This window comes from Sphingomonas bacterium, from assembly GCF_903642285.1.
In the GTDB taxonomy this organism is placed as follows: domain Bacteria; phylum Pseudomonadota; class Alphaproteobacteria; order Sphingomonadales; family Sphingomonadaceae; genus Sphingomonas.
In genome coordinates this window covers 44,289-63,059 of the sequence record NZ_CAHJWJ010000020.1, presented here as the reverse complement: position 1 = coordinate 63,059, position 18,771 = coordinate 44,289, and the positions used below count along the sequence as shown (strand labels likewise).

The 18,771-nt window shown below is 66.4% G+C and carries 27 protein-coding genes; 12 read left to right on the top strand and 15 right to left on the bottom strand.

Translation table 11 applies throughout. From position 1 onward, the window contains the following. Positions 1-243: 243 nt before the first annotated feature. From HUU99_RS11245 to HUU99_RS11215, 7 genes are all read left to right on the top strand, one after another. Entirely contained in the window at positions 244-966 is a 723-nt protein-coding gene (locus tag HUU99_RS11245) for a CoA transferase subunit A (protein WP_174286680.1), read from the top strand. Continuing rightward, entirely contained in the window at positions 966-1,601 is a 636-nt protein-coding gene (locus tag HUU99_RS11240) for a CoA transferase subunit B (protein ID WP_174286679.1), read from the top strand. The genes HUU99_RS11245 and HUU99_RS11240 overlap by 1 nt, the downstream gene beginning before the upstream one ends. 90 nt (positions 1,602-1,691) lie before the next feature. Further along, the gene (locus HUU99_RS11235; protein ID WP_174286678.1) at positions 1,692-2,729 is read left to right on the top strand and encodes a hypothetical protein; all 1,038 of its coding nucleotides are present in this window, start codon (positions 1,692-1,694) and stop codon (positions 2,727-2,729) included. Continuing rightward, a complete protein-coding gene (locus tag HUU99_RS11230) occupies positions 2,726-3,505 on the top strand; it encodes a peptidoglycan recognition protein family protein (RefSeq protein ID WP_174286677.1) in 780 nt (259 codons plus the stop codon). The genes HUU99_RS11235 and HUU99_RS11230 overlap by 4 nt, the downstream gene beginning before the upstream one ends. A gap of 61 nt (positions 3,506-3,566) precedes the next feature. Next, a complete protein-coding gene (leuC, locus tag HUU99_RS11225) occupies positions 3,567-5,000 on the top strand; it encodes a 3-isopropylmalate dehydratase large subunit (protein ID WP_174286676.1) in 1,434 nt (477 codons plus the stop codon). 126 nt (positions 5,001-5,126) lie between these two features. Then, entirely contained in the window at positions 5,127-5,738 is a 612-nt protein-coding gene (gene leuD, locus HUU99_RS11220; protein WP_174286675.1) for a 3-isopropylmalate dehydratase small subunit, read from the top strand. After that, positions 5,719-6,717 (top strand): NADPH:quinone oxidoreductase family protein, encoded by a 999-nt coding sequence (locus tag HUU99_RS11215; RefSeq protein ID WP_174286674.1) that lies wholly within the window; start codon positions 5,719-5,721, stop codon positions 6,715-6,717. Before leuD ends, HUU99_RS11215 begins: the two co-directional genes overlap by 20 nt. Positions 6,718-6,750: 33 nt before the next feature. On the opposite strand, the gene HUU99_RS11210 is transcribed toward HUU99_RS11215, so the two are convergent. Further along, complete coding sequence (locus HUU99_RS11210) at positions 6,751-7,584, bottom strand: class I SAM-dependent methyltransferase (RefSeq protein WP_174286673.1); 834 nt, start codon at positions 7,582-7,584, stop codon at positions 6,751-6,753. 315 nt (positions 7,585-7,899) lie between these two features. Here HUU99_RS11210 and HUU99_RS11205 point away from each other — a divergent pair, with 315 nt between their 5' ends. The 4 genes from HUU99_RS11205 to HUU99_RS11190 are packed head-to-tail and all read left to right on the top strand — an operon-like array spanning position 7,900 to position 10,157. Next, entirely contained in the window at positions 7,900-8,622 is a 723-nt protein-coding gene (locus HUU99_RS11205; protein ID WP_174286672.1) for a ComF family protein, read from the top strand. Positions 8,623-8,653: 31 nt separating this feature from the next. Next, on the top strand, positions 8,654-8,908 hold the full coding sequence (gene grxC, locus HUU99_RS11200; protein ID WP_174286671.1) for a glutaredoxin 3: 255 nt from the start codon (positions 8,654-8,656) through the stop codon (positions 8,906-8,908). Beyond that, positions 8,908-9,729, top strand: coding sequence for a carbon-nitrogen hydrolase family protein (locus HUU99_RS11195; protein WP_174286670.1), 822 nt, complete (start codon positions 8,908-8,910; stop codon positions 9,727-9,729). Before grxC ends, HUU99_RS11195 begins: the two co-directional genes overlap by 1 nt. Then, on the top strand, positions 9,726-10,157 hold the full coding sequence (locus HUU99_RS11190) for a DUF1178 family protein (RefSeq protein ID WP_174286669.1): 432 nt from the start codon (positions 9,726-9,728) through the stop codon (positions 10,155-10,157). Before HUU99_RS11195 ends, HUU99_RS11190 begins: the two co-directional genes overlap by 4 nt. A gap of 240 nt (positions 10,158-10,397) precedes the next feature. Here HUU99_RS11190 and HUU99_RS11185 read toward each other — a convergent pair whose 3' ends face one another. The 12 genes from HUU99_RS11185 to HUU99_RS11130 form a co-directional block, all read right to left on the bottom strand. Continuing rightward, complete coding sequence (locus HUU99_RS11185) at positions 10,398-11,474, bottom strand: tyrosine-type recombinase/integrase (protein ID WP_174286668.1); 1,077 nt, start codon at positions 11,472-11,474, stop codon at positions 10,398-10,400. Positions 11,475-11,688: 214 nt separating this feature from the next. Beyond that, the gene (locus HUU99_RS11180; RefSeq protein WP_217430818.1) at positions 11,689-12,795 is read right to left on the bottom strand and encodes a helicase HerA-like domain-containing protein; all 1,107 of its coding nucleotides are present in this window, start codon (positions 12,793-12,795) and stop codon (positions 11,689-11,691) included. Between the two features lie 341 nt (positions 12,796-13,136). Continuing rightward, positions 13,137-13,391, bottom strand: a complete 255-nt coding sequence (locus HUU99_RS11175; protein WP_174286666.1) for a hypothetical protein — start codon at positions 13,389-13,391, stop codon at positions 13,137-13,139. Continuing rightward, the gene (locus HUU99_RS11170) at positions 13,388-15,307 is read right to left on the bottom strand and encodes a ParB/RepB/Spo0J family partition protein (RefSeq protein WP_174286665.1); all 1,920 of its coding nucleotides are present in this window, start codon (positions 15,305-15,307) and stop codon (positions 13,388-13,390) included. The genes HUU99_RS11175 and HUU99_RS11170 overlap by 4 nt, the downstream gene beginning before the upstream one ends. Further along, positions 15,300-15,749: a hypothetical protein gene (locus HUU99_RS11165; protein ID WP_174286664.1), complete on the bottom strand. Its 450-nt coding sequence runs from the start codon at positions 15,747-15,749 to the stop codon at positions 15,300-15,302. The genes HUU99_RS11170 and HUU99_RS11165 overlap by 8 nt, the downstream gene beginning before the upstream one ends. Beyond that, positions 15,749-15,991, bottom strand: a complete 243-nt coding sequence (locus HUU99_RS11160) for a DUF2312 domain-containing protein (protein WP_174286682.1) — start codon at positions 15,989-15,991, stop codon at positions 15,749-15,751. The genes HUU99_RS11165 and HUU99_RS11160 overlap by 1 nt, the downstream gene beginning before the upstream one ends. Positions 15,992-16,011: 20 nt before the next feature. Continuing rightward, entirely contained in the window at positions 16,012-16,254 is a 243-nt protein-coding gene (locus tag HUU99_RS11155; RefSeq protein WP_174286663.1) for a hypothetical protein, read from the bottom strand. Then, positions 16,251-16,490, bottom strand: coding sequence for a hypothetical protein (locus tag HUU99_RS11150; protein WP_174286662.1), 240 nt, complete (start codon positions 16,488-16,490; stop codon positions 16,251-16,253). The genes HUU99_RS11155 and HUU99_RS11150 overlap by 4 nt, the downstream gene beginning before the upstream one ends. Continuing rightward, positions 16,487-16,666: a hypothetical protein gene (locus HUU99_RS11145; RefSeq protein WP_174286661.1), complete on the bottom strand. Its 180-nt coding sequence runs from the start codon at positions 16,664-16,666 to the stop codon at positions 16,487-16,489. Before HUU99_RS11145 ends, HUU99_RS11150 begins: the two co-directional genes overlap by 4 nt. Beyond that, positions 16,663-16,941, bottom strand: a complete 279-nt coding sequence (locus HUU99_RS11140) for a hypothetical protein (protein ID WP_174286660.1) — start codon at positions 16,939-16,941, stop codon at positions 16,663-16,665. Before HUU99_RS11140 ends, HUU99_RS11145 begins: the two co-directional genes overlap by 4 nt. Next, a complete protein-coding gene (locus HUU99_RS11135; RefSeq protein WP_368039954.1) occupies positions 16,938-17,330 on the bottom strand; it encodes a helix-turn-helix domain-containing protein in 393 nt (130 codons plus the stop codon). The genes HUU99_RS11140 and HUU99_RS11135 overlap by 4 nt, the downstream gene beginning before the upstream one ends. Next, entirely contained in the window at positions 17,327-17,536 is a 210-nt protein-coding gene (locus HUU99_RS11130; RefSeq protein WP_174286658.1) for a hypothetical protein, read from the bottom strand. Before HUU99_RS11130 ends, HUU99_RS11135 begins: the two co-directional genes overlap by 4 nt. Before the next feature lie 239 nt (positions 17,537-17,775). Between HUU99_RS11130 and HUU99_RS11125 the strand changes: the two genes are divergently transcribed. Continuing rightward, positions 17,776-18,177, top strand: a complete 402-nt coding sequence (locus HUU99_RS11125; RefSeq protein WP_174286657.1) for a hypothetical protein — start codon at positions 17,776-17,778, stop codon at positions 18,175-18,177. Here the strand turns inward: HUU99_RS11125 and HUU99_RS11120 are convergent. Together HUU99_RS11120 and HUU99_RS11115 are read right to left on the bottom strand one after the other, a co-directional pair. Continuing rightward, entirely contained in the window at positions 18,150-18,509 is a 360-nt protein-coding gene (locus HUU99_RS11120; protein ID WP_174286656.1) for a hypothetical protein, read from the bottom strand. The genes HUU99_RS11125 and HUU99_RS11120 overlap by 28 nt on opposite strands. Then, complete coding sequence (locus HUU99_RS11115; RefSeq protein WP_174286655.1) at positions 18,506-18,757, bottom strand: transcriptional regulator; 252 nt, start codon at positions 18,755-18,757, stop codon at positions 18,506-18,508. The genes HUU99_RS11120 and HUU99_RS11115 overlap by 4 nt, the downstream gene beginning before the upstream one ends. Positions 18,758-18,771: the final 14 nt, after the last annotated feature.

Here is an 18,771-nt window from a genome sequence, read left to right as displayed (position 1 = left end):
CTGGTCGAATTCGTCGCGACCCGACGATCCCTTCACCGCCAATATCTGCTGGGGCGGCGAAGATATGCGCGATGCGTATGTGACGTGTTCCCGCACTGGCTGGCTGGTCAGACGCGCTGGCGGCGTCCCGGGTTGAAACTCGCGTTTTGATACCAAACGATCGCATAGTGCGTCGGTGGTAGCCCGGTTGCGGTACGAAGCCGGCGCTTCTATGCCACATCCCGGTCAACCAACGGAGGCGGCATGGCGCAGAAACTCTACCCCGATGCGGCGGCGGCGCTGGACGGATTGCTGTTCGACGGCATGACGATCTGCGCTGGCGGGTTCGGGCTTTGCGGTATACCCGAACGTTTGATCGACGCGATCCGCGACGCCGGGACGACCGGGCTGACGATCGCCAGCAACAATGCCGGTATCGATGGCGAGGGGCTGGGCAAGCTGCTGCGCACGCGTCAGGTCGCGAAGATGATCTCCAGCTATGTCGGCGAGAACAAGGAGTTCGAACGGCAATATCTGAGCGGCGAACTCGACGTCGAGTTCTGCCCCCAGGGCACGCTTGCGGAACGGTGTCGCGCGGGCGGGGCGGGTATCCCTGGCTTCTATACAAAGACCGGGGTCGGCACGCAGGTTGCCGAGGGCAAGGAAGTGAAGGTCTTCGATGGTCCGAACGGACCGGAGGAATTCATCCTGGAACGCGGCATCCGCGCCGATCTGGCGATCATCAAGGGGTGGAAAGCGGACGAGAGCGGCAATCTGGTCTTCCGAAAGACCGCGAGGAACTTCAATCAACCGATGGCAACGGCCGGTAAGATCTGTGTCGCGGAAGTCGAGGAGGTGGTGCCGGTCGGCAGCCTCGACCCCGATTGCATTCATTTGCCCGGCATCTATGTGAAGCGGATGATCGTCGGCGCGCCGTATGACAAGAAGATCGAATTTCGCACCGTGCGCGAACGGGAGGCGGCATAATGTCGTGGTCCCGTAACGACATGGCGGCGCGTGCCGCGAAGGAACTGCAGGACGGGTTTTACGTGAACCTGGGCATCGGCATTCCGACGCTGGTGGCGAACAATATCCCGGACGGCATGACGGTAACGCTGCAAAGCGAGAACGGATTGCTCGGGATTGGGCCGTTTCCCTATCCGGACGAGATCGACCCCGATCTGATCAACGCAGGCAAGCAGACGATCAGCGAACTGCCCAACTCCGCCTATTTCAGCAGCGCGGACAGTTTCGCGATGATCCGCGGCGGCCATATCGACCTGACGGTGCTCGGCGCGATGGAGGTCGGCGAGCGCGGCGACATCGCCAACTGGATGATCCCCGGCAAGATGATCAAGGGCATGGGCGGCGCGATGGACCTGGTCGCCGGCGTCAAGAAGATCATCGTCGTGATGGAGCATGTGTCGAAGGACGGCAGCCCGAAATTCATCCCGTCCTGTACGCTGCCGCTGACGGGGAAGAATGTGGTCGACATGATCGTGACCGATCTGGCGGTATTCCGGCGGCCGGATCATACGGCCCCTTTCGCCCTGATCGAATGCGCGCCGGGGGTGAGTGCCGAGGAGATCGCCGCGAAGACGACCGCGCGTTATACCGTCTGACCGATGCGGATGCCGCCGAAGTGGCGGCGTCTTCGCTGGTGCCCAACCGCGTATTTACTAGCGTCCATATCCGCGAAGGCGGGGGCCGAGATGGTAGATACGACGGTAAATTCGATCGTTCCGAACGCGGTAAATCCCATTTTCGGGCCGATCACGGCGGTCTATGCCATGAGGGCGGGAAAATATGCGGTCTATCGGACCGACGGACGATTGCTGGTCCAATATGCCGACGATCCCGCGCTGGAGACGGCGCAACGCGCTGCCTTGGCCCCGCTGGGGCCGCTTCGCAGCGAGATCAACACCCTGATCGACGGATGGCGCAAAAAGACCGACGCCCATACCTGCAATAAAGTAGCGGGGTTCGACCGCAGTACGGCAGACGCACTGGTCCTGGCGCTCGAAGGCGACGGCGCGGGGGCGGTCCTGCAATTGAACCGGGTGCGCAATGCGATCATCGACGACCGTATTTCGTTCGCGCGGTTCGTTTATCTGATCGTCGCATTGGGGGTCGGGATCGCCGCGAGCCTGACCATTGCACTGATGGCCTGGATACCCCTTCCGATCGCGGGGACGTCGCCCGGCGGAACCATGGTGGCGACCGCGATGCTGGGCGGACTGGCCGGTTCCTTCTTTTCTATCGCTACCGGTTTGTCGAAGCGTACCATCCTCCCGAACGCGGTCGGCTCGGACAATATATTCGATGCCGTGCTGAGGATGCTGATTGGGTTCATTTCGGCTGCGATCCTTGTCTGTTTGCTGCGTGCCGGGCTTTTCCTGAATTTCAGATTTGTCGAGCTGGACCCCTCCACCGATCCTTCGATCCCGGTGCCCTGGATGCAACTCGTAACGCTCGGCTTCCTCGCAGGATTTTCCGAGCGGCTGGTGCCCGATCTGCTCGAAAAGGCCGGGCAGGCGGTGCAGACCGCCACGCTACCGCCACCGCCCCAGATCCCGCCCGCGCCGTCGCCGCCGCCGCCGCCCAGTGATCTGGTCGCGGCGAAGGCGGCGGCCGAGGCCAAGCCGTTCGATACCGCAGACGATGGCGACTGCGGTTCCGAAACTCCGCTTGTCGACAGCGAAACCACCGCCGATGCCGCGCTGCCCGCCGCGACGGGAGGAACGAAATGACCGATTACCCGCTCGTCTGGCTGAAGGACGTCCTCCTGTCCGCCGGCTTGAAGGTCGCCGAGGTCCCCGGCTGGCAGACCCGTGGGCTGAACCATGGCTTCGTTCCCAAGGGTGTCGTCGTCCACCATACCGGTGGTCCGGCGACGGGCAACATGCCGAGTCTGGGCGTCGTCACCAATGGCCGACCCGACCTGACCGGGCCGCTGTCGCAGCTGGGGCTTGGGCGCGACGGCACCTTCTACTGCATCGCCGCCGGGTTCGCGCAGCATGCGGGGCCCGGAGCTTGGCACGGGATCACGACGGGCAATACCAGCTTCGTCGGGATCGAGTCCGAGAATACCGGGCTGCCGGTCGACCTGCCTTGGCCCGATGTGCAGATGGACGCGCTGCGGCGCGGGATCGCGGCGATCCTCACGCGGCTCGGCGCGCCTGCGATCATGTGCTGCGGGCACAAGGAATGGGCGCTGCCGAAGGGACGCAAGACCGATCCGCTGTTCGACATGGACTCGTTTCGCGCGGAGGTGGCACAATCGATGGCGGGAACGCTCGCGCCGCGTTCGCCGATCGCGCTCGTCGACGCCGCCGGCCGTCCGACCTTGCGGCGAGGCGCGACGGGGGAATCGGTCGAGACGTTGCAGCGTCTGCTCGGGGTGCCTGTCGATGGTGCGTTCGGCCCCGGTACCGAAGCGATCGTCCGCGCTTTCCAGACACAGCATCATATCGTTCCCGACGGCATCGTCGGTCCTGCGAGCTGGGCGATCCTGTCGCCGCTGTAAATGCCGCGAAACAACCCGGAAGATTGACCGGCGCGTGGTTTGGGTTAACGCGAATATCGTCATGACCCCCCGCCCGCAAACCCTGTACGAGAAGATCTGGAACGCGCACGTCGTCGAACGCCGCGACGACGGGACGTGCCTGATCTATATCGACCGCCATCTGGTCCACGAGGTAACCAGCCCGCAGGCGTTCGACGGCCTGCGCGCGAACGGTCGGCGGGTACGCCGCCCGGAACTGACGCTGGCGGTGCCGGACCATAATCTGCCGACCACCCGGCGCGTCGATGCCGCCGGACGGATTTTGCCGATCGCGGATGCCGAAAGCGCGCAGCAGCTTGATGCGCTCCGGCGCAACACCGCCGATTTCGGCATCGACTATATCGACGCCACCGCCGCCGAACAGGGGATCGTCCATGTCATCGGCCCGGAACTGGGCTTCACGCTGCCCGGTACGACCCTGGTCTGCGGCGACAGTCACACCTCCGCGCATGGTGCGCTTGGCGCGCTGGCGTTCGGGATCGGAACGAGCGAGGTGGAGCATGTCCTCGCCACGCAGACATTGCTCCTAACGCCTTCCAAGACCATGGAAATCCGCGTTGAGGGCGCGCTCGGCTTCGGGGTCAGCGCGAAGGACGTGATCCTGTCGATCATCGGCCGGATCGGTGCGGCGGGGGGGACCGGCCATGTCATCGAATATACCGGCGATACGATTCGCAGCCTGTCGATCGAGGGTCGGCTGACGGTCGCGAACATGTCGATCGAGGGCGGCGCACGGGCTGGGCTGATCGCCCCGGACGACAGGACGTTCGCATATCTGAAGGGTCGGCCGATGGCACCGGCGGGTGAGGCCTGGGACCGCGCGGTGGCGTATTGGCGAACGCTGCCGAGCGACCCCGACGCGGTGTACGACCGCGTCGTACGGCTGGATGCGAGCGATATCGCCCCCGCACTGACATGGGGCACCAGCCCCGAGGATGTGGTCGCGATCACCGGCGTCGTACCCGATCCGGAAAGCTTCACCGACCCGTCGAAACAGGCCGCCGCCCGCAAGTCGCTGGACTATATGGGACTGACGCCGGGTACCGCGATGCAGGACGTCGCCGTTCAGCATGTTTTTATCGGCAGCTGCACGAACAGCCGGATCGAGGATTTGCGCGCCGCCGCTTCGGTTGCGAACGGCCGTCACGTCGCCGATGGCGTGCGGGCGCTGGTCGTCCCCGGTTCAGGGCTGGTGAAGCGTCAGGCCGAGGCCGAGGGGCTGGATCGCATCTTCCTGGGTGCCGGCTTCGAATGGCGCGAGCCCGGCTGTTCGATGTGCCTGGCGATGAACCCCGACAAGGTGCCCCCCGGCGAGCGTTGCGCGTCGACCAGCAACCGTAACTTCGTCGGCCGCCAGGGGCCGGGCGCACGGACGCATCTGGTCAGCCCGGCGATGGCGGCGGCGGCGGCGGTGACGGGGCGGCTGGCCGATGTTCGCGATCTGATGACGGTTTGAAAAGAGAGAGAATGTCATGAAGAAGGTTTTTGCTTTGCTGGTCATGGGTGCGGTGATGAGCGGCGTGTTCGCCTATGCCGCCACGACGCGCGCCGCCGCCGCGACCACGCGCGCGGACTGATCCGCGTGCAGCCGGTCGTCGCGGTTTCCGGGGGAGCGTACCCGTGGGGGGCGAAAAACGTCGATACCGACGTCATCATTCCCGCGCACTGGCTGAAGACGGTGACTCGCACCGGTCTGGGTCGCGGCGCGTTCGAGACGGTGCGTTCGCAGCCGGGCAATATCTTCGACGATCCGACCTATGCAGGCAGCCCGATCCTGATTGCGGGCGACAATTTCGGTTGTGGCTCCAGCCGCGAACATGCCGCCTGGGCGCTCGCCGACATGGGCATCAAGGCGGTGATCGCGCCGAGTTTCTCAGACATCTTTTCGGGCAATGCGTTCAAGAACGGGATCGTTGCCGTCGTCCTGCCGCAGGAGGCGATCGACCGGCTGATCGCGGTGGCGCAGGATCAGCCGATCACGATCGACTTGGAGACGATGACCGTCACGACGCCGTACCAGGACCGCTTCGCCTTCACGCTCGATCCGTTCCGCCGGCAATGCCTGATGGAGGGGCTGGACGAGATCGGCCTGACGCTGGCAAGGGATACCGCGATTTCGAAATACGAGGGCGCGGTCGACGAAAGCCGCCCCTGGATCACGGAGAGGCGCGGTTATGAAGGCATTGCTGTCTAGGGCGGTCGGCGGACCCGAAACACTGGAACTGAGCGACACGCCCGATCCGGTCGCTGGGCCGGGACAGGTTTTGGTCGCGGTGCGCGCCTGCGCGATCAATTATCCCGACGTCCTCATCATCGAGGACAAATACCAGTTCAAGCCCGAACGCCCCTTCGCGCCGGGCGGCGAGATCGCGGGCGTCATAGACTCGGTGGGTGACGGCGTCGAGGGATGGGCGGTCGGCGACCGCGTCATCGGGATGATCGGGAATGGCGGGCTGGTCGAGAAGGTCGTCGTCGACCCTGCGCGGATGTATCGCCTGCCCGAGGGGCGCAGCTTCGCGGAGGGCGCGTCGCTGACCCTGACCTATGGCACGACGATTCACGCGCTGCTCGACCGCGGCCATCTGAAGGCGGAGCAGTCTTTGCTGGTGCTGGGCGCGGCGGGCGGCGTCGGACTGGCGGCGATCGAGCTTGGCAAGGCGTTCGGCGCGCGTGTCTTCGCGGCGGTATCGTCCGACGAGAAGGCGGCGGCGGCGAAACAGGCCGGCGCGGACGAAACGATCGTCTATGCGCGCGCGCCGTTCGACAAGGCGCAATCCAAGGCGCTGGCGGATCAATTCAAGGCGGCAGGCGGCAAAACCGGCTTCGACGTGATCTACGATCCGGTGGGCGGCGATTATGCCGAGCCGGCTTTGCGCTCGATCGCCTGGGAAGGGCGGTATCTCGTCGTCGGCTTCCCCGCGGGCATCCCGAAACTACCGCTCAATCTGACTCTGCTGAAGAGCTGCGACGTGTGCGGCGTGTTCTGGGGCGCGTTCGCGGCGCGCGATCCGAAGGCGAACGCGGCGCATATGGATCACCTGTTCCGCCTGTGGGAGGAGGGCAAGATCGCGCCCCGCGTTACCGAAACCTTCCCACTGGCCCGCGGCGGCGATGCGATCGCGAAAATGGCCGCGCGCGGCGCGATCGGGAAGCTGGTGGTGGAGATGGGGTGACCTTTCCCCCTCCCGCAGGCGGGAGGGGGGCGGTTATGCCCGCCGCCCCAACACCCCTGCCAGCGACGTGGTCGCGCTGCCGCGCTTCGCCGCCACGGGTTGCGACGGATCGGGTGCCCAGCCGGTGAGGTAGACGATATCGAACCGTTCGCGCACACGCCCGACCGGACCCGCGCTTGCCGCGAACGCCGCCGCCGCGCCGGCCAACACGCCACGGGTCATCGGCGTGCGATCGACCAGGATGTTCGTCGCCGCCATCCCGCGCAGATCCTCGATCAGCCGGAACAGGTCGGGATAGCCGACGTCGAGCGTCTCGACATCCGCGACGGGCAGCGCGAAGCCGGCGCGGACCAGCAGGTCACCCGCCGACCGGACGTCGACCAGTGGATGCAATCGCGCCACCGGCCGCTCCGCCTCGGCCGCTCGGAACGCGGCGCGCAGTCGCGGCAGGCTGCCGCCGCCAACGAACGCGCCGACGAACAGCCCGTCGGGCCTGAGGACACGCCGCGCGAGCGTCAGCGCGCCGGGCAGATCGCCGACCTGATCGAGAACCCCGGCGCTGACCACCAGATCGAACGAGGCATCGGCGAAGGGGAGGCGGTCCTCGTCCCCCTGCACGCCGTGGCCCGCGCGCGAGAACCCGGCACCGGGATCGACCCGCGCGACCCGCGCACCGGATGGCGGCACGAACGCGCCATCGAAACTGCCCAGGTCCAAGATGTCCGCAAAGGCGCGCGTCACCGAACCGATCCGCTCGGCGATCCCCTCCAGCATCGCCGCGCGCAGGAAATCATGCCCGGCGTATTTAGCCGCGGCGCGGTCGCGGCGGCGGCGACGCGCGGCGCGGTCGAAGATGTCGACGGTCATGGCGCGGCCTATATCGTGGGCGATGCGATCACCACCAGCGTTGATCGCATCCGGGTCTTGGCACCAAGCGTACGGACCACGCGACATTCCATACGCTTACCCCTCCCCGGCGAAGGCCGGAGCCCAGCGGCGCGACGAAAGCAGCGGCGCGAGGTGCTTCATTACCAAACCGTGGCAACCGGGCCCCGGCCTTCGCCGGGGAGAGGTGGGGGAAGGGGGGCAAGCGCGATCACCATAATTATCCGCTTCCGCCGATCCATCGAATGTCGACCTAACCCGGCTTGCCGCCACCAGCGCCGCCCGCGACACGAAGGAATGCCCCGCTGGCTTGCCCCGATCGATGCGCTTGCTCGTCTCGCACTGCCGCCGCGATGCGCCGGTTGCGGGGTTCCCGTCGCGCAGGACCATCATTTCTGTGCCGCCTGCTGGAGCGGACTGCGCTTCATCGCGCCGCCCTGGTGCGCGACCTGCCACCGCCCCTTTGCCTATGATCGCGGCCCGGGCACCCGTTGCGCGCAATGTCTGACGCACCCCCCGGTCCACGGGGGCGTCCGCGCGGCGGTGGCCTATGGCGACACCGCGCGCATCCTGGCGCTGCGGCTGAAATACGGCCGACGGATATCGATCGCGCAGACCATGGCGCGACAAATGCAGCGGCTGATGCCCCCGGACGCGGCGCTGATGGTGCCGGTACCGCTCCACCGCTGGCGGCTCTGGTCGCGCGGCTACAATCAGGCGGCGCTGATCGCCGATGCGCTGGCGAAGCGTACGCGGGTCCCGGTCGATCGCCATGTCCTCGTCCGCCGCCGCGCCACGCCATCGATGCGGGCGATGAGCCGGCGCAAGCGGGCCGAGATCGTGGCGGGCGCGTTCGCCGTCGTCGATCCGGTGCGGGTCAAGGGCCGGGCGGTCGTATTGGTCGACGATGTCTACACCACGGGTGCGACCGCCGGTGCCTGCGCGCGCGTCTTGCTGAAGGCCGGGGCGACGTCGGTGTCGGTCCTGTGCTGGACCCGGGTCGTCGACGGCACCGATTGACAAGGCCGGCGGCGCACCACATTTCGCATGCATGGCCAAAGTCGAAATCTACACCAAGGCATTCTGCCCCTATTGCGCGCGGGCGATGCAGTTGCTCGCCGGCAAGGGCGTCGATCCGGACGAGTATGATATCACGATGGACCGCGCGAAGCGGGCCGAGATGCTCGACCGTGCGCAAGGGCGATCGACCGTGCCGCAGATCTTCATCGACGGCGCGCATATGGGCGGGTCGGACGATCTCGCCGCGCTGGACCGCGCAGGGAAGCTCGATCCGCTGCTCGGCTGATGCGGATCGGCATTCTCCAGATGACCAGCGGGATCGATCCCGCCATCAATGCCCGGACGCTGGTCGATGCCGTCGCAGCGGCTGCCGAAGGGGGCGCGGGCATCGTCTTCACGCCGGAGATGTCGGGGCTGATCGACCGCGACCGCGCGCGTGCCGCAACGTCGATCGTTGTCGAGAATGCTGACCCGGTGCTGGCCGCGGTCCGCGCGGCGGCGGCGAAGGCGGGTGTCTGGGTGCATGTCGGCTCGCTCGCGATCCGGCGCGCCGACGGACGCTACGCCAATCGCGCATTCGTGATCGACGACCGTGGCGAGGTTCGCGCTCGGTACGACAAGCTGCATTTGTTCGACGTCGATTTGCCCAACGGCGAGTCGTGGCGCGAATCTGCGGCTTATGCGGCCGGGGAGTGTGCCGTGGTGGTCGATACGCCCGCGGGGATGCTGGGGCTGAGCATCTGCTACGACCTGCGTTTCGCTGCGCTATATGCCGCGCTCAGCGATGCGGGGGCGGACATCCTCGCCATTCCCGCCGCCTTCACGCGCCCGACCGGCGCGGCGCACTGGCACGTGCTGATGCGCGCACGGGCAATCGAGGCGGGGGCGTTCGTCGTCGCCGCGGCGCAGACCGGACTGCACGCCGACGGTCGCGCGACCTTCGGTCATTCGCTGGTGATCGATCCCTGGGGCGAGGTGTTGCTCGACATGGGCGACGCGCCGAGGCTCGGGTTCGCGGAGATCGACCTGGCGCGAGTCGCGGACGTGCGGGGACGCATTCCGGTGCGCGCGCACAGGCGTTCCATTTCGCCGGTTGTCGTCAATTGATCGTCTTCGACCTGCGCTGCTCGGGCGGGCATGTCTTCGAGGCCTGGTTCACCTCCAGCGCGGCGTTCGAGGCGCAATCGGCAGCGTATCAGGTACGCTGTCCGATCTGCGACGATGCCGACGTCACCAAGGCGCTGATGGCCCCCAACATCCCCGCCAAGGCCAACCGGACAACACCGGCTCTGCGACCCGATCAGGCGAAGACGCTGCTGAAGGCGCTCGCCACCGCGCAGGCGAATGCCTTGAAAAGCTCCGAATGGGTCGGCCCCGCCTTTGCCGACCGGGCGCGTGCGATGCACGACGGGGAAGAGACGCCGGCGACGATCCATGGCCAGGCGACCCCCGCCGAGGCGAAGGCGCTGGTCGACGACGGCGTACCCGTCCTGCCGCTGCTGTTGCCGGTCGCGCCGCCGCAGACGAAGCATTAGAGGGTTGCTTCAGCAAACGTCACAGGCCGTCGTCCCGGGTTAAGCCCGTGTGACGGATGGGGGTGGTCGATTACTGCCGACATCGGCTAGCCAACGGCCACCGGCCATTGCTCCCCGCAATCGTCCGCGGTAACGCCACGCCCACGTCCCCGTAGCTCAGCCGGATAGAGCGACGGTTTCCTAAGCCTCGGGCTGGTATCAGCCGGAGTGACCTGCGGGCCGCAGAAAAGCGCGCTTTGCTCAAGCCGGCGTGCCTCCGAACCGTAGTTCGTGTGACCCGCGTTGTGCCACCCCCGATTTCGCAGCCTTCGCCTGGTCGGGTGTCAGGAACGCCAGATAGCGCTCGGTCGTCGAGATGCTGTCGTGACCCATCTCGCCCTGCAAGTCATAGATCGACCCGCGCTGCCGGCGGAGGTATTCGACCGCGAACAGGTGACGGAAATCATGGTGGCTGAACGGCTCGAAGTCGGCACCCGAGCGTGCCGCTTTTTGTGCCATCCGGCGCGTATATCCGGCCAGCCGTGATGACACCCCCGTGATACGGGCACCGGCCCCCTGCCAGAACGCCCAAGGCTTGCCGATGAAGCGCGGCTGGCGATCGATAATGCGCTCGGCGGCCGCAGTGAGCGGTACGGTTCGGACCTTGTCGCCTTTGCCGTTTTCGACCGTCAACGTGCGCTCGTGGCGATCAAGCGCGGTGTGCTTGAGGTTCGTCACCTCATCGAGGCGCAGACCCGTCTCCCGGGTGAGCTCGCACATGTCGCGCATCCGCTCGGGGATCCGTGCGAATACGTCTGCAATCATGTCCTCGCGCGGCAGAACGATCCGTACGACCTTTTCCGGCACGATACGCCGCCGGTTGAGCGCCAGCGTTGGGTTTTCCGCGATCCAGCCCTCATCGACGGCATTATTGAATACGCTCGACAGAGCGGTGAGATCGCGGCGGATGGTGGCGTTCTTCACGCCAGTGCGTTTCCGCGCCTTTATCATCTCCTTCAGCGCTTCGGCATCCGCGTCCTGGATCGACAGGTGATCCAAGAACGGCCGAAGCTGGCGCAGGCTGACCAGGTACCGCTTCAACGTCTTATCGGCGAGGCTGTCTCCGATCGCGGCATTCCAGCTGACGACCGCGTCCGGCCAGCCTACGGGACCGGCGATCCCATAGATCGCCTGATCCTCGGCTTCCTCTCGACGAGCGGCCAAACGCTTCACCGCGACCCGTTCAGAACGAGTTCGTAGGCTTTCGCGGTATTCGACGCCGCGGACTTTGAAACGCGCCCAATAGATGCCGGCGCGGAGGTAGAGGTTTTTCGGCATGGTGACCTCGTTGTTGTGCGGGTGACCCACGCCCGAAGATCCGCCTCGACGAACAGCCAGCGGCCTGAAGGCTTGGACGCGCCGGGAATCGCTGGCGCGAGGTCCTGGAGGGTGCGGCGGGACAGCCCGGTGATCAAGGATGCCTCGGCTATGCCGATGCGCTCCAACAGCCGGGGACGTTTCGCCGCGGGGCTGCGACGCGGAGCGGGCGCGTTCATGATGAGGTCCTTACGAGTGAGATGCCATCAGCGGAGATTTCGAGAAGGCCGCGCTCGACGAGGCGCTTGATACCGCTGCCCAGATGGCTCGATGTCGGGCTGAGGCCGGCGAGCTCGGCGATCTGGTGGACGGTTGTGGTCCCGGTGAGAGCGACAGCCGCGACGATCCGTCGCACCGCGGGCACGTCGCCGGCGATCGCGGCGATCAGCTTGGCGTCCATCAGCGCGGCAATCGCGGCAGGATCCGCGGGCAACGCCGGTTCGGGTCCGGACGGCCAGGGCGCGGCGCGCATGCGGCCGCGCGCGGCGGCGACACGGCGGCCTGCGCCAGGCGCGCGGGGAAACGGGCGGACCACGTCGTCAGCATCGATCAGCATGACGAAATCCGCTGGATCTAAATGCGCTGTGAGCGCGACGATCTGCGCCGAGCCGATCGCCATCCCGATCGTGTCCTGGACCGTGGTAAGTACCGCAAGCAGGCGGTCGCTCTCGGCAATCGCAGACTCAGTTTCTCGCGTCAGGCGCGCGTTGCGCTCGCGGATCCGCGCGTTGTCCGCACGCAGCCGCTCGAGCTCGGTTTCTTCCTCCTCGGCAGGCAGAAGCGCGGCGGCGAGCTCGCCCAGATCGAGGGGCTGAAGCTCGACATCGCCGACCTTCTCGCCGTGCTGCGGGGTGCGGCCGCTGTCGTAGGTTTCGAACAGCGGAAATTGCACGCGTTGCAGAAAGTCGGCGCTTGGCACCCACGCCCACGCCTGGCCGACCTCGAGCTTCGCCAGGTCGCCCTCGACCTCCTGTGCCTTCTCCGGATCGTGCGCGTCCATCCAGTCGCGGATCGCCTTTCGATCCTGCGGCCCGGTCATCTTCATCGCAATCAGCGTCTCGGCCTGGCTGAGCAGGTTCTTGTTGATGACCGCGGGGCGCTGCGTGAGCATCCACATGAAGATGCCGCGCTGACGGCCCTGACGGATCAGCATCTCCATATTGTGGAGCAGCTTTGCCTGCTCGGCGGCGACGCGCTGCGGCGCGAGCTGGTCGGCTTCGTCGACGAACAATGTGAGCGGCGCGCGGTTGTGGAAGAACAGCGCCTCGGCGAACGCGGTCATGAACCGCCGCATCCCCGCGACGCTGAAGCCGCTCAGGTCGATCACGCAGCTGGTTTTTCGGGTCGCGACGATCTCGCCGAGCGTCGCACCCATGGTGTCATCGATCGGCTGATCCGCATGCGCGCCCCCGAAGACCGGAATCTCGAACCGGCTCGGTTTGCCATCCTTCGTGGCGCGGATCCCGTACCAGTCGCCCTTCGGGTCGATCACGCAACACCGGTGGCCGACGTCGAGCTCGTGCTCCAGGAGCACGCGGCCCGTCGCCGACTTCCCGGCCCCACGGCGGCCGAGGATGGCACCGCAGTCGGCGAGCGCCTTTTCGGGGATCGGCAGGGCGGTGTTCATACCGCCCTAGGCACAGCGCGGGCAACGCCACGGTTCGAATAGATCTTGCTCGAGCCTTTTCCGATTATCGGCCGAACGTCATAGCTCCGGTGCCTAACCGGTCGCTGAATAACCGCTTGGGCGGCGAGAAAATCCTCGAGGTCGGTGCGCGCGAGATAGATCGCGCGGATCGCCATGCCCTCGGCTTTCATCAACGCGATCGCTGCATCGATTCGCTTCAAGATGAGCGCTGGCCGGCGGAGATCGCTCATTCCGCAGCCTCCGCTAGTTCGGCCGACGGCTCGATACGCGAAAAGTCCAGCTGCTCGAAATGGAGCAACGGGTGCACCCATGCCGCGGCGGCCGCGCGGTGGCGGGGTGGGACGGCATTGCCGCCGCCGGCGAGTGCCTGTGCGAGGAGCGCGGGTAGCTCGGCAGCCTTCACCTTCTCCCACTTCGATAAATGGCCCGCGTCGACGATCGTCTCGGCGATCGCCAGCTGCTGGGGCTTGGGAAGCATACCCAGAAACTCACCTGTTGGTGACCAGAGCTTGCGCAGCTGCTCGTCCGTACCGCGAGCAAACAGGGCCAGCGCGTCGTGCGGCGACATCTGATAGCCGGGCACGTTCGCGGATCGCTCCAGCGCCAGCCCCGCGACGACTGCGCCCGCGAGGCGCTTGGTCGACTCGCTCGCGTTCAGATAATCCACGAACGCAGCCGCACGATCCTTCCCGGTGATGAAGCTCTCGGCCGAGATGTCGCGCACCGCGCCCAACCAGACGTCGTGTGCGACGTGCTGGCCGACCTGGTCCTTCGCCTTCTCCGCCAGATCGAATGCACCGATCATGGCGCCCTGCGCGATCCCGCGCGCACCGACCTCGGCGCTGCTGTCCTGCGCAAGCGCAACGCGCAGCATCGCCCAGGTGGCATAATGCCGACCGACCTCGCCGCCGCGGTGCGCGTCCTCGACGACGAGCGCGCGGAGCAGCTCGCGCCGAATCGACATCATGCATTCCAGCGCATCGCTGGTGACGCCATGCTCTTCCTTCGCCTGCGCCTTGGCGGGTGCCGCATAGGTGTAGGGATCGCGCGCCGCCTGGGCACCGCTCAGGTTCACCTTCGGCTTGGGCTCGGTCTTGTCGCCGAACTTCGCCTTGCGGCTCTCCCACCAATAGGTGACCTTGGGCTCGCCAGGCGTCGACACGTCGATCGACGCGACGACACCCGTTTCCGGAATGACCGGGCGACCCTCGAGCAGCTTGGGTCGGTACTCGAGCGTATAGTCGGGTGCGCCTCCCATGCCCGCGGGGGGCGCGACGACGAATCGGAGATCCCGGTTCCAGGTGGAGGCACGGGTCTCGTCCCGGATCGCGGCGAGGCGGTCTTCTGCAAGCTGCTTCAACAGCCCTTCGTCGACGACGCGACCGCGCTCCTCGGCATCGCCGGCGAACAGGTCGAGTTCGAACCTTCCGCCCGCCGCGCGATAGCCATCCGCTCCGACCAGGCGGAGCAACTTCGAAGCCTGGTGATCGCCGATCTTCATGGCGGCGCGGATCTTGTCCGGCGTGCGTTGCCATTCGGGCAGACCCTTCATCTGCTGGAAAACGGCAAGCTGCAGCGCCTGGTCGGAGGTGGCACCGTAAGCCTGTGCGACGTCCGAGTTCGTCTTACCGAGGCCCAGCAGGCCTTGCGAGAAGGCCTCGAAGATCGGCTCGGCGAGCAAGCCGACGCGGTGCCAGCGGCGCACGAGCGCCAGTTCCTGGCCCAGCGCCGCGGCGATCGCGTCGACCGTTTCGCCGCGGGCGTCCAGCGCGCGGATGCCGGCACAGATCTCGTACAGCTCGAGATCGGCGCGCTGCATGTTCTCGTTGAGCGACAGTTCAATGATCGCGATGTCGCTATAGCCGCGGTACACCTCGACGCGGACCGGCCAGTCGACCGGCAACTCGCCGCGCTTCACCAGCGCGCGGATCGCGCGCGTTCGTCGGCCGCCGGCGAATGCGCCGAATTTCTTTCCGGCGAGCATCGGATGGACGTTCAACGGCTGGATGAGCCCGCGACCAAGGATCGAAAGCTCCATCGCTTCGGTCCGCTCGATGACCGCGCGATGTCGCCGGACGTTGAGCGGGGAAATTTCGATCTGGTCGATCGTCATGGTTTCGGATGTGATCGTCGGGGTGTTAGGCATGCTCGTGCTCCGGCTTTGCGGCCGCGAGCGCGTGTTCTGACTGGGCGGCCTTGGGTGCGCTCACACCGGCGCTTGAGCACGTCGGTGTGTCGGAATCGGGGAGGGGGATCGACACCGGCCGATCCCCCGAACTGGACGCGGCGATCGCGTCCTCGATGTCGGCCTGGCGATGGTCGGCCGCGTCTTCGCCGTAGCGGATCGACATATGGACGTCGCACCAGGTCGAGTGCCCCGTCGCGTCGTGGTGGCGGGCGGCGACGCCTTGCGCATTGCCTCCGTGCCAATTCGCATCGCTGCCATGACAGACGAAGCACCCGGCACGCACCTCGCGACTGGTGAAGGTCGGCCGGTTGGCGATCCCGCGCTCGGCCGACATGCGAACCGGGCCGTCCTGGACTTCGACCTTTCCGGGCCGCGCGAACCTGTGCCGAGCAGCGCCCATCAGATCATCCCCAGCGCGGCGAGGTAGGTCTCGAGGATGGCCTCCTCTTCCCGGTAATCTTCCTTGTTCTTCTTCCGGATCGCGATGATCCGGCGGATCGCCTTCGGATCGTATCCGCGGCCCTTGGCCTCGGCGAACACGTCCTTTTCGTCGTCGGCGATGCCCTTCTTCTCCTCGGCGAGCCGCTCAGCGCGTTCGATCAGGAGGCGCAACTCGTCGGCCGCGACGCTTCCGCCGCCCATGCCGTGCTGGCGTTCCTCGGTCATAAGGCTGGGGTCCGAACGTAGAAGACCGTCTGCCCCGGGGAGGTATCAATCTTGCGCACGCCATCCCGCACGTAGCCGACAGAGCGCAGAAAGGTGGCGAGGGTCGGTCCCCCGAAATCAATCCCACTTCTCGCGCGCACGTACGACCGCAGATCGCTCATCGGCACGTCGGGGCCATGTTCGTCGATGTACGCTGCAACCGCCTCGCGGCCGGCTTTCTTGTCGATCTCCCTGCTCACGACAGACGACCGAAGCACGAGGCCAGCGCTTGCCATGCGCCATGCGGATCGATCGCGATCGCGATCGCGGTGCCGGCGGCCATACCCCACCAGGCCAAACGGCCGAGATCAGCGAACGTCAGCTGCCGATCATCGGGCGGCGCGCAGCATGGGCAGTCGATATCGTGGATCTCGACGCGCAGCGGCTCGGGCCGCTGGAACTCGTAGACGCGGTGCAGCTCGGCATTCACGGTCATGGTCGTTTCTCCGGATGATCGGCGCGGTAGCGGAGCGCCTCGACGCTGGCGGCGAGGATCAGGACGATCAGCACCAGGATGGCGACGGCGATCCGCGGGTGGCCGAACAGCGATGCCGCGAGCGCGAGGCCGGCGGCGATCGCCGCGATGACGTGGGCGGATCGAAGGCCCCTCACGACGGATCGCCGTGCGGGACGAAGCGGCGACCTTCGCGTCGGTAGAGCTGCACAGGCTCGGCCGAGCCGACCGCGGCCATCAAGGCCATTTCCGCGCGTTGCCGGTCCTCGGTGAAATTGACCGATCGCCAGATGCGCAGGCAATCCTCCGAGCCAACCGCACGCGATCGCTCGATGCGCGCGAGACGACCGCCGAGCCGCCAGTGCACGAAGGCTGCGTAGAGCAGCGCGGCCGCGGCGATGGCGCGCGTGATGACGATCTCCGTGTCGCTCATGCCGCTGCCTGCATCGTGCCGCCGTCGACGCACGAGGTGCATAGATCGGGCTCCGCCCAAGCGCAGGTGGTGCCGTCGGCGATCGTTGTGCCTCGCAAGCACGGGTCCCATTCGCTGCAAGCGCAGACGCGGCAGACGACTGGCTCGTTGCCGAGCCCCTCAGCATGCGCGCACACCGCGACGAAGACCTTCCAGTCGAACCCTAGCAGCTGCTGGAGACGCAGCGCGGCCCCGATCGGCACGGGCGCCGCGCCGTTTTCGATCGCCGCGAGCCATTCCGAGCGCGATCGCGCGCAGACCGGCGGGATCGTCTCCGTCATCAACGCGACGTCGTCGATCGATAAGCCCGCCGCTTCGCGTCGGAGGCGAAGGTAGGTGCCAGGTGTCACTGGACCGATCCCGCCGTCGCGCGGTCGACGATCGTCGCCAGCGCCAGCTGCAGTTCTTCCGCCGCCGGATCCAGATACGCCTGCGCGATGCGGATATGTGCCGCCGCTGCGGCATCGACCGCGTCATCGGCGACGACGATGTCGAGATCGGCGACGATATTGCTGGTGAGCATCCTCAGATTGTCGAGATCGATCTTGGCGGACACGGCCAATTCTCCAGGCAGCAGTTTACCGCCCCGGCGATCGCGATGATCGACGGGCGGCGGGGTTCGACGGAGCGGGTGGTAGCGGCGAGCGGCCGCGCGGATCAGGGCGGGGCGGCGATCGCAGGAGGTGGGGTCGCGGTGATCGGCGATAGGGATTTCTCAAGACCGCGCTGTGCAAGGGCCCCGGCGCAGGAGAAATTCGATGCCGACGAATGGAGGGACGCCGACGACAGGCAGGAGTGGACCCGCCGCCGGCGCTCGCCGCCCGGCCGGCGCGCGAGAGGATTGGTTGCGCCTTCCGGGGCCGGGCTGGACGCCCGACCCCTTCCGGCTATCGTGTGGATGTCGAAACCAACACGAAGAGGAAACGAAGGATGGGAAGCCCTGCGGAGAATCGTCTCACGGCAATGGAAGAAGCGATCGGCCATATTTCTGGCCTGCTCGCCTTCGCGATCGAAGGCGTTGCGAGAACCGGTGCGTTCGATCAGGCCAAAACGCAGGTTCCTGTCATCGATTTGCTCGAGAAGCTCCGTGCCACGCTCGACAGGCTGCATCTCGACGCCCCCGACGTCATTTTGCGTGGTGCGTCCGCGCAAGTGAAAAACGAGCCCGTTCATATGAAACGGCTCTTCGAACGCTGAAGAAATGCTCTGATCGCAGCCAGCCTCCTCGGCTTGCTGCGATCCGTGCGACGTCCACTATTGTGCACGGCGGCCTCGAGGGCGGCCCGTTCGAAAGCGCACATCCAGCCCATCGCATACTCGAGCCGATCAACGGCCGATCGTACATCGGCAATCTCGCGCAGCACCCAGTTGGCGTTCACCTCCTGCTCGTCGGGCACCAACAGCGGATTGACGCTGAGAAAACCGAAGCGCTGCGACTTGCCCAGAGCGGCAAGCAGTTCGCCACATTCCTCGATCACGTGCGATACGCAGCTGTCCAGATCGTCTCGAATGAAACGAGGATCGCTCATCGCGCCGGCTCCATTCCGGCGGCATCGACCGATTCGCGCGGGTACAGGTCGGGGCGGAGGTCGTGACGGGAGATGCCGGTCTCTCGTTCGACTGTGAGGACGTGCTCGGCGGGGAGAGGCTTGCCGTCTCGCAACGCCGCATAGACCCACGCCTGACTGCGACCGACCAACCGCGCATACGCCGATTGCGATCCCACGCGGCGGACGGCGGAGGCAAACGGTGATTCGAGGGTCGCTTCGATTCCCATGGCTATTAGCTATC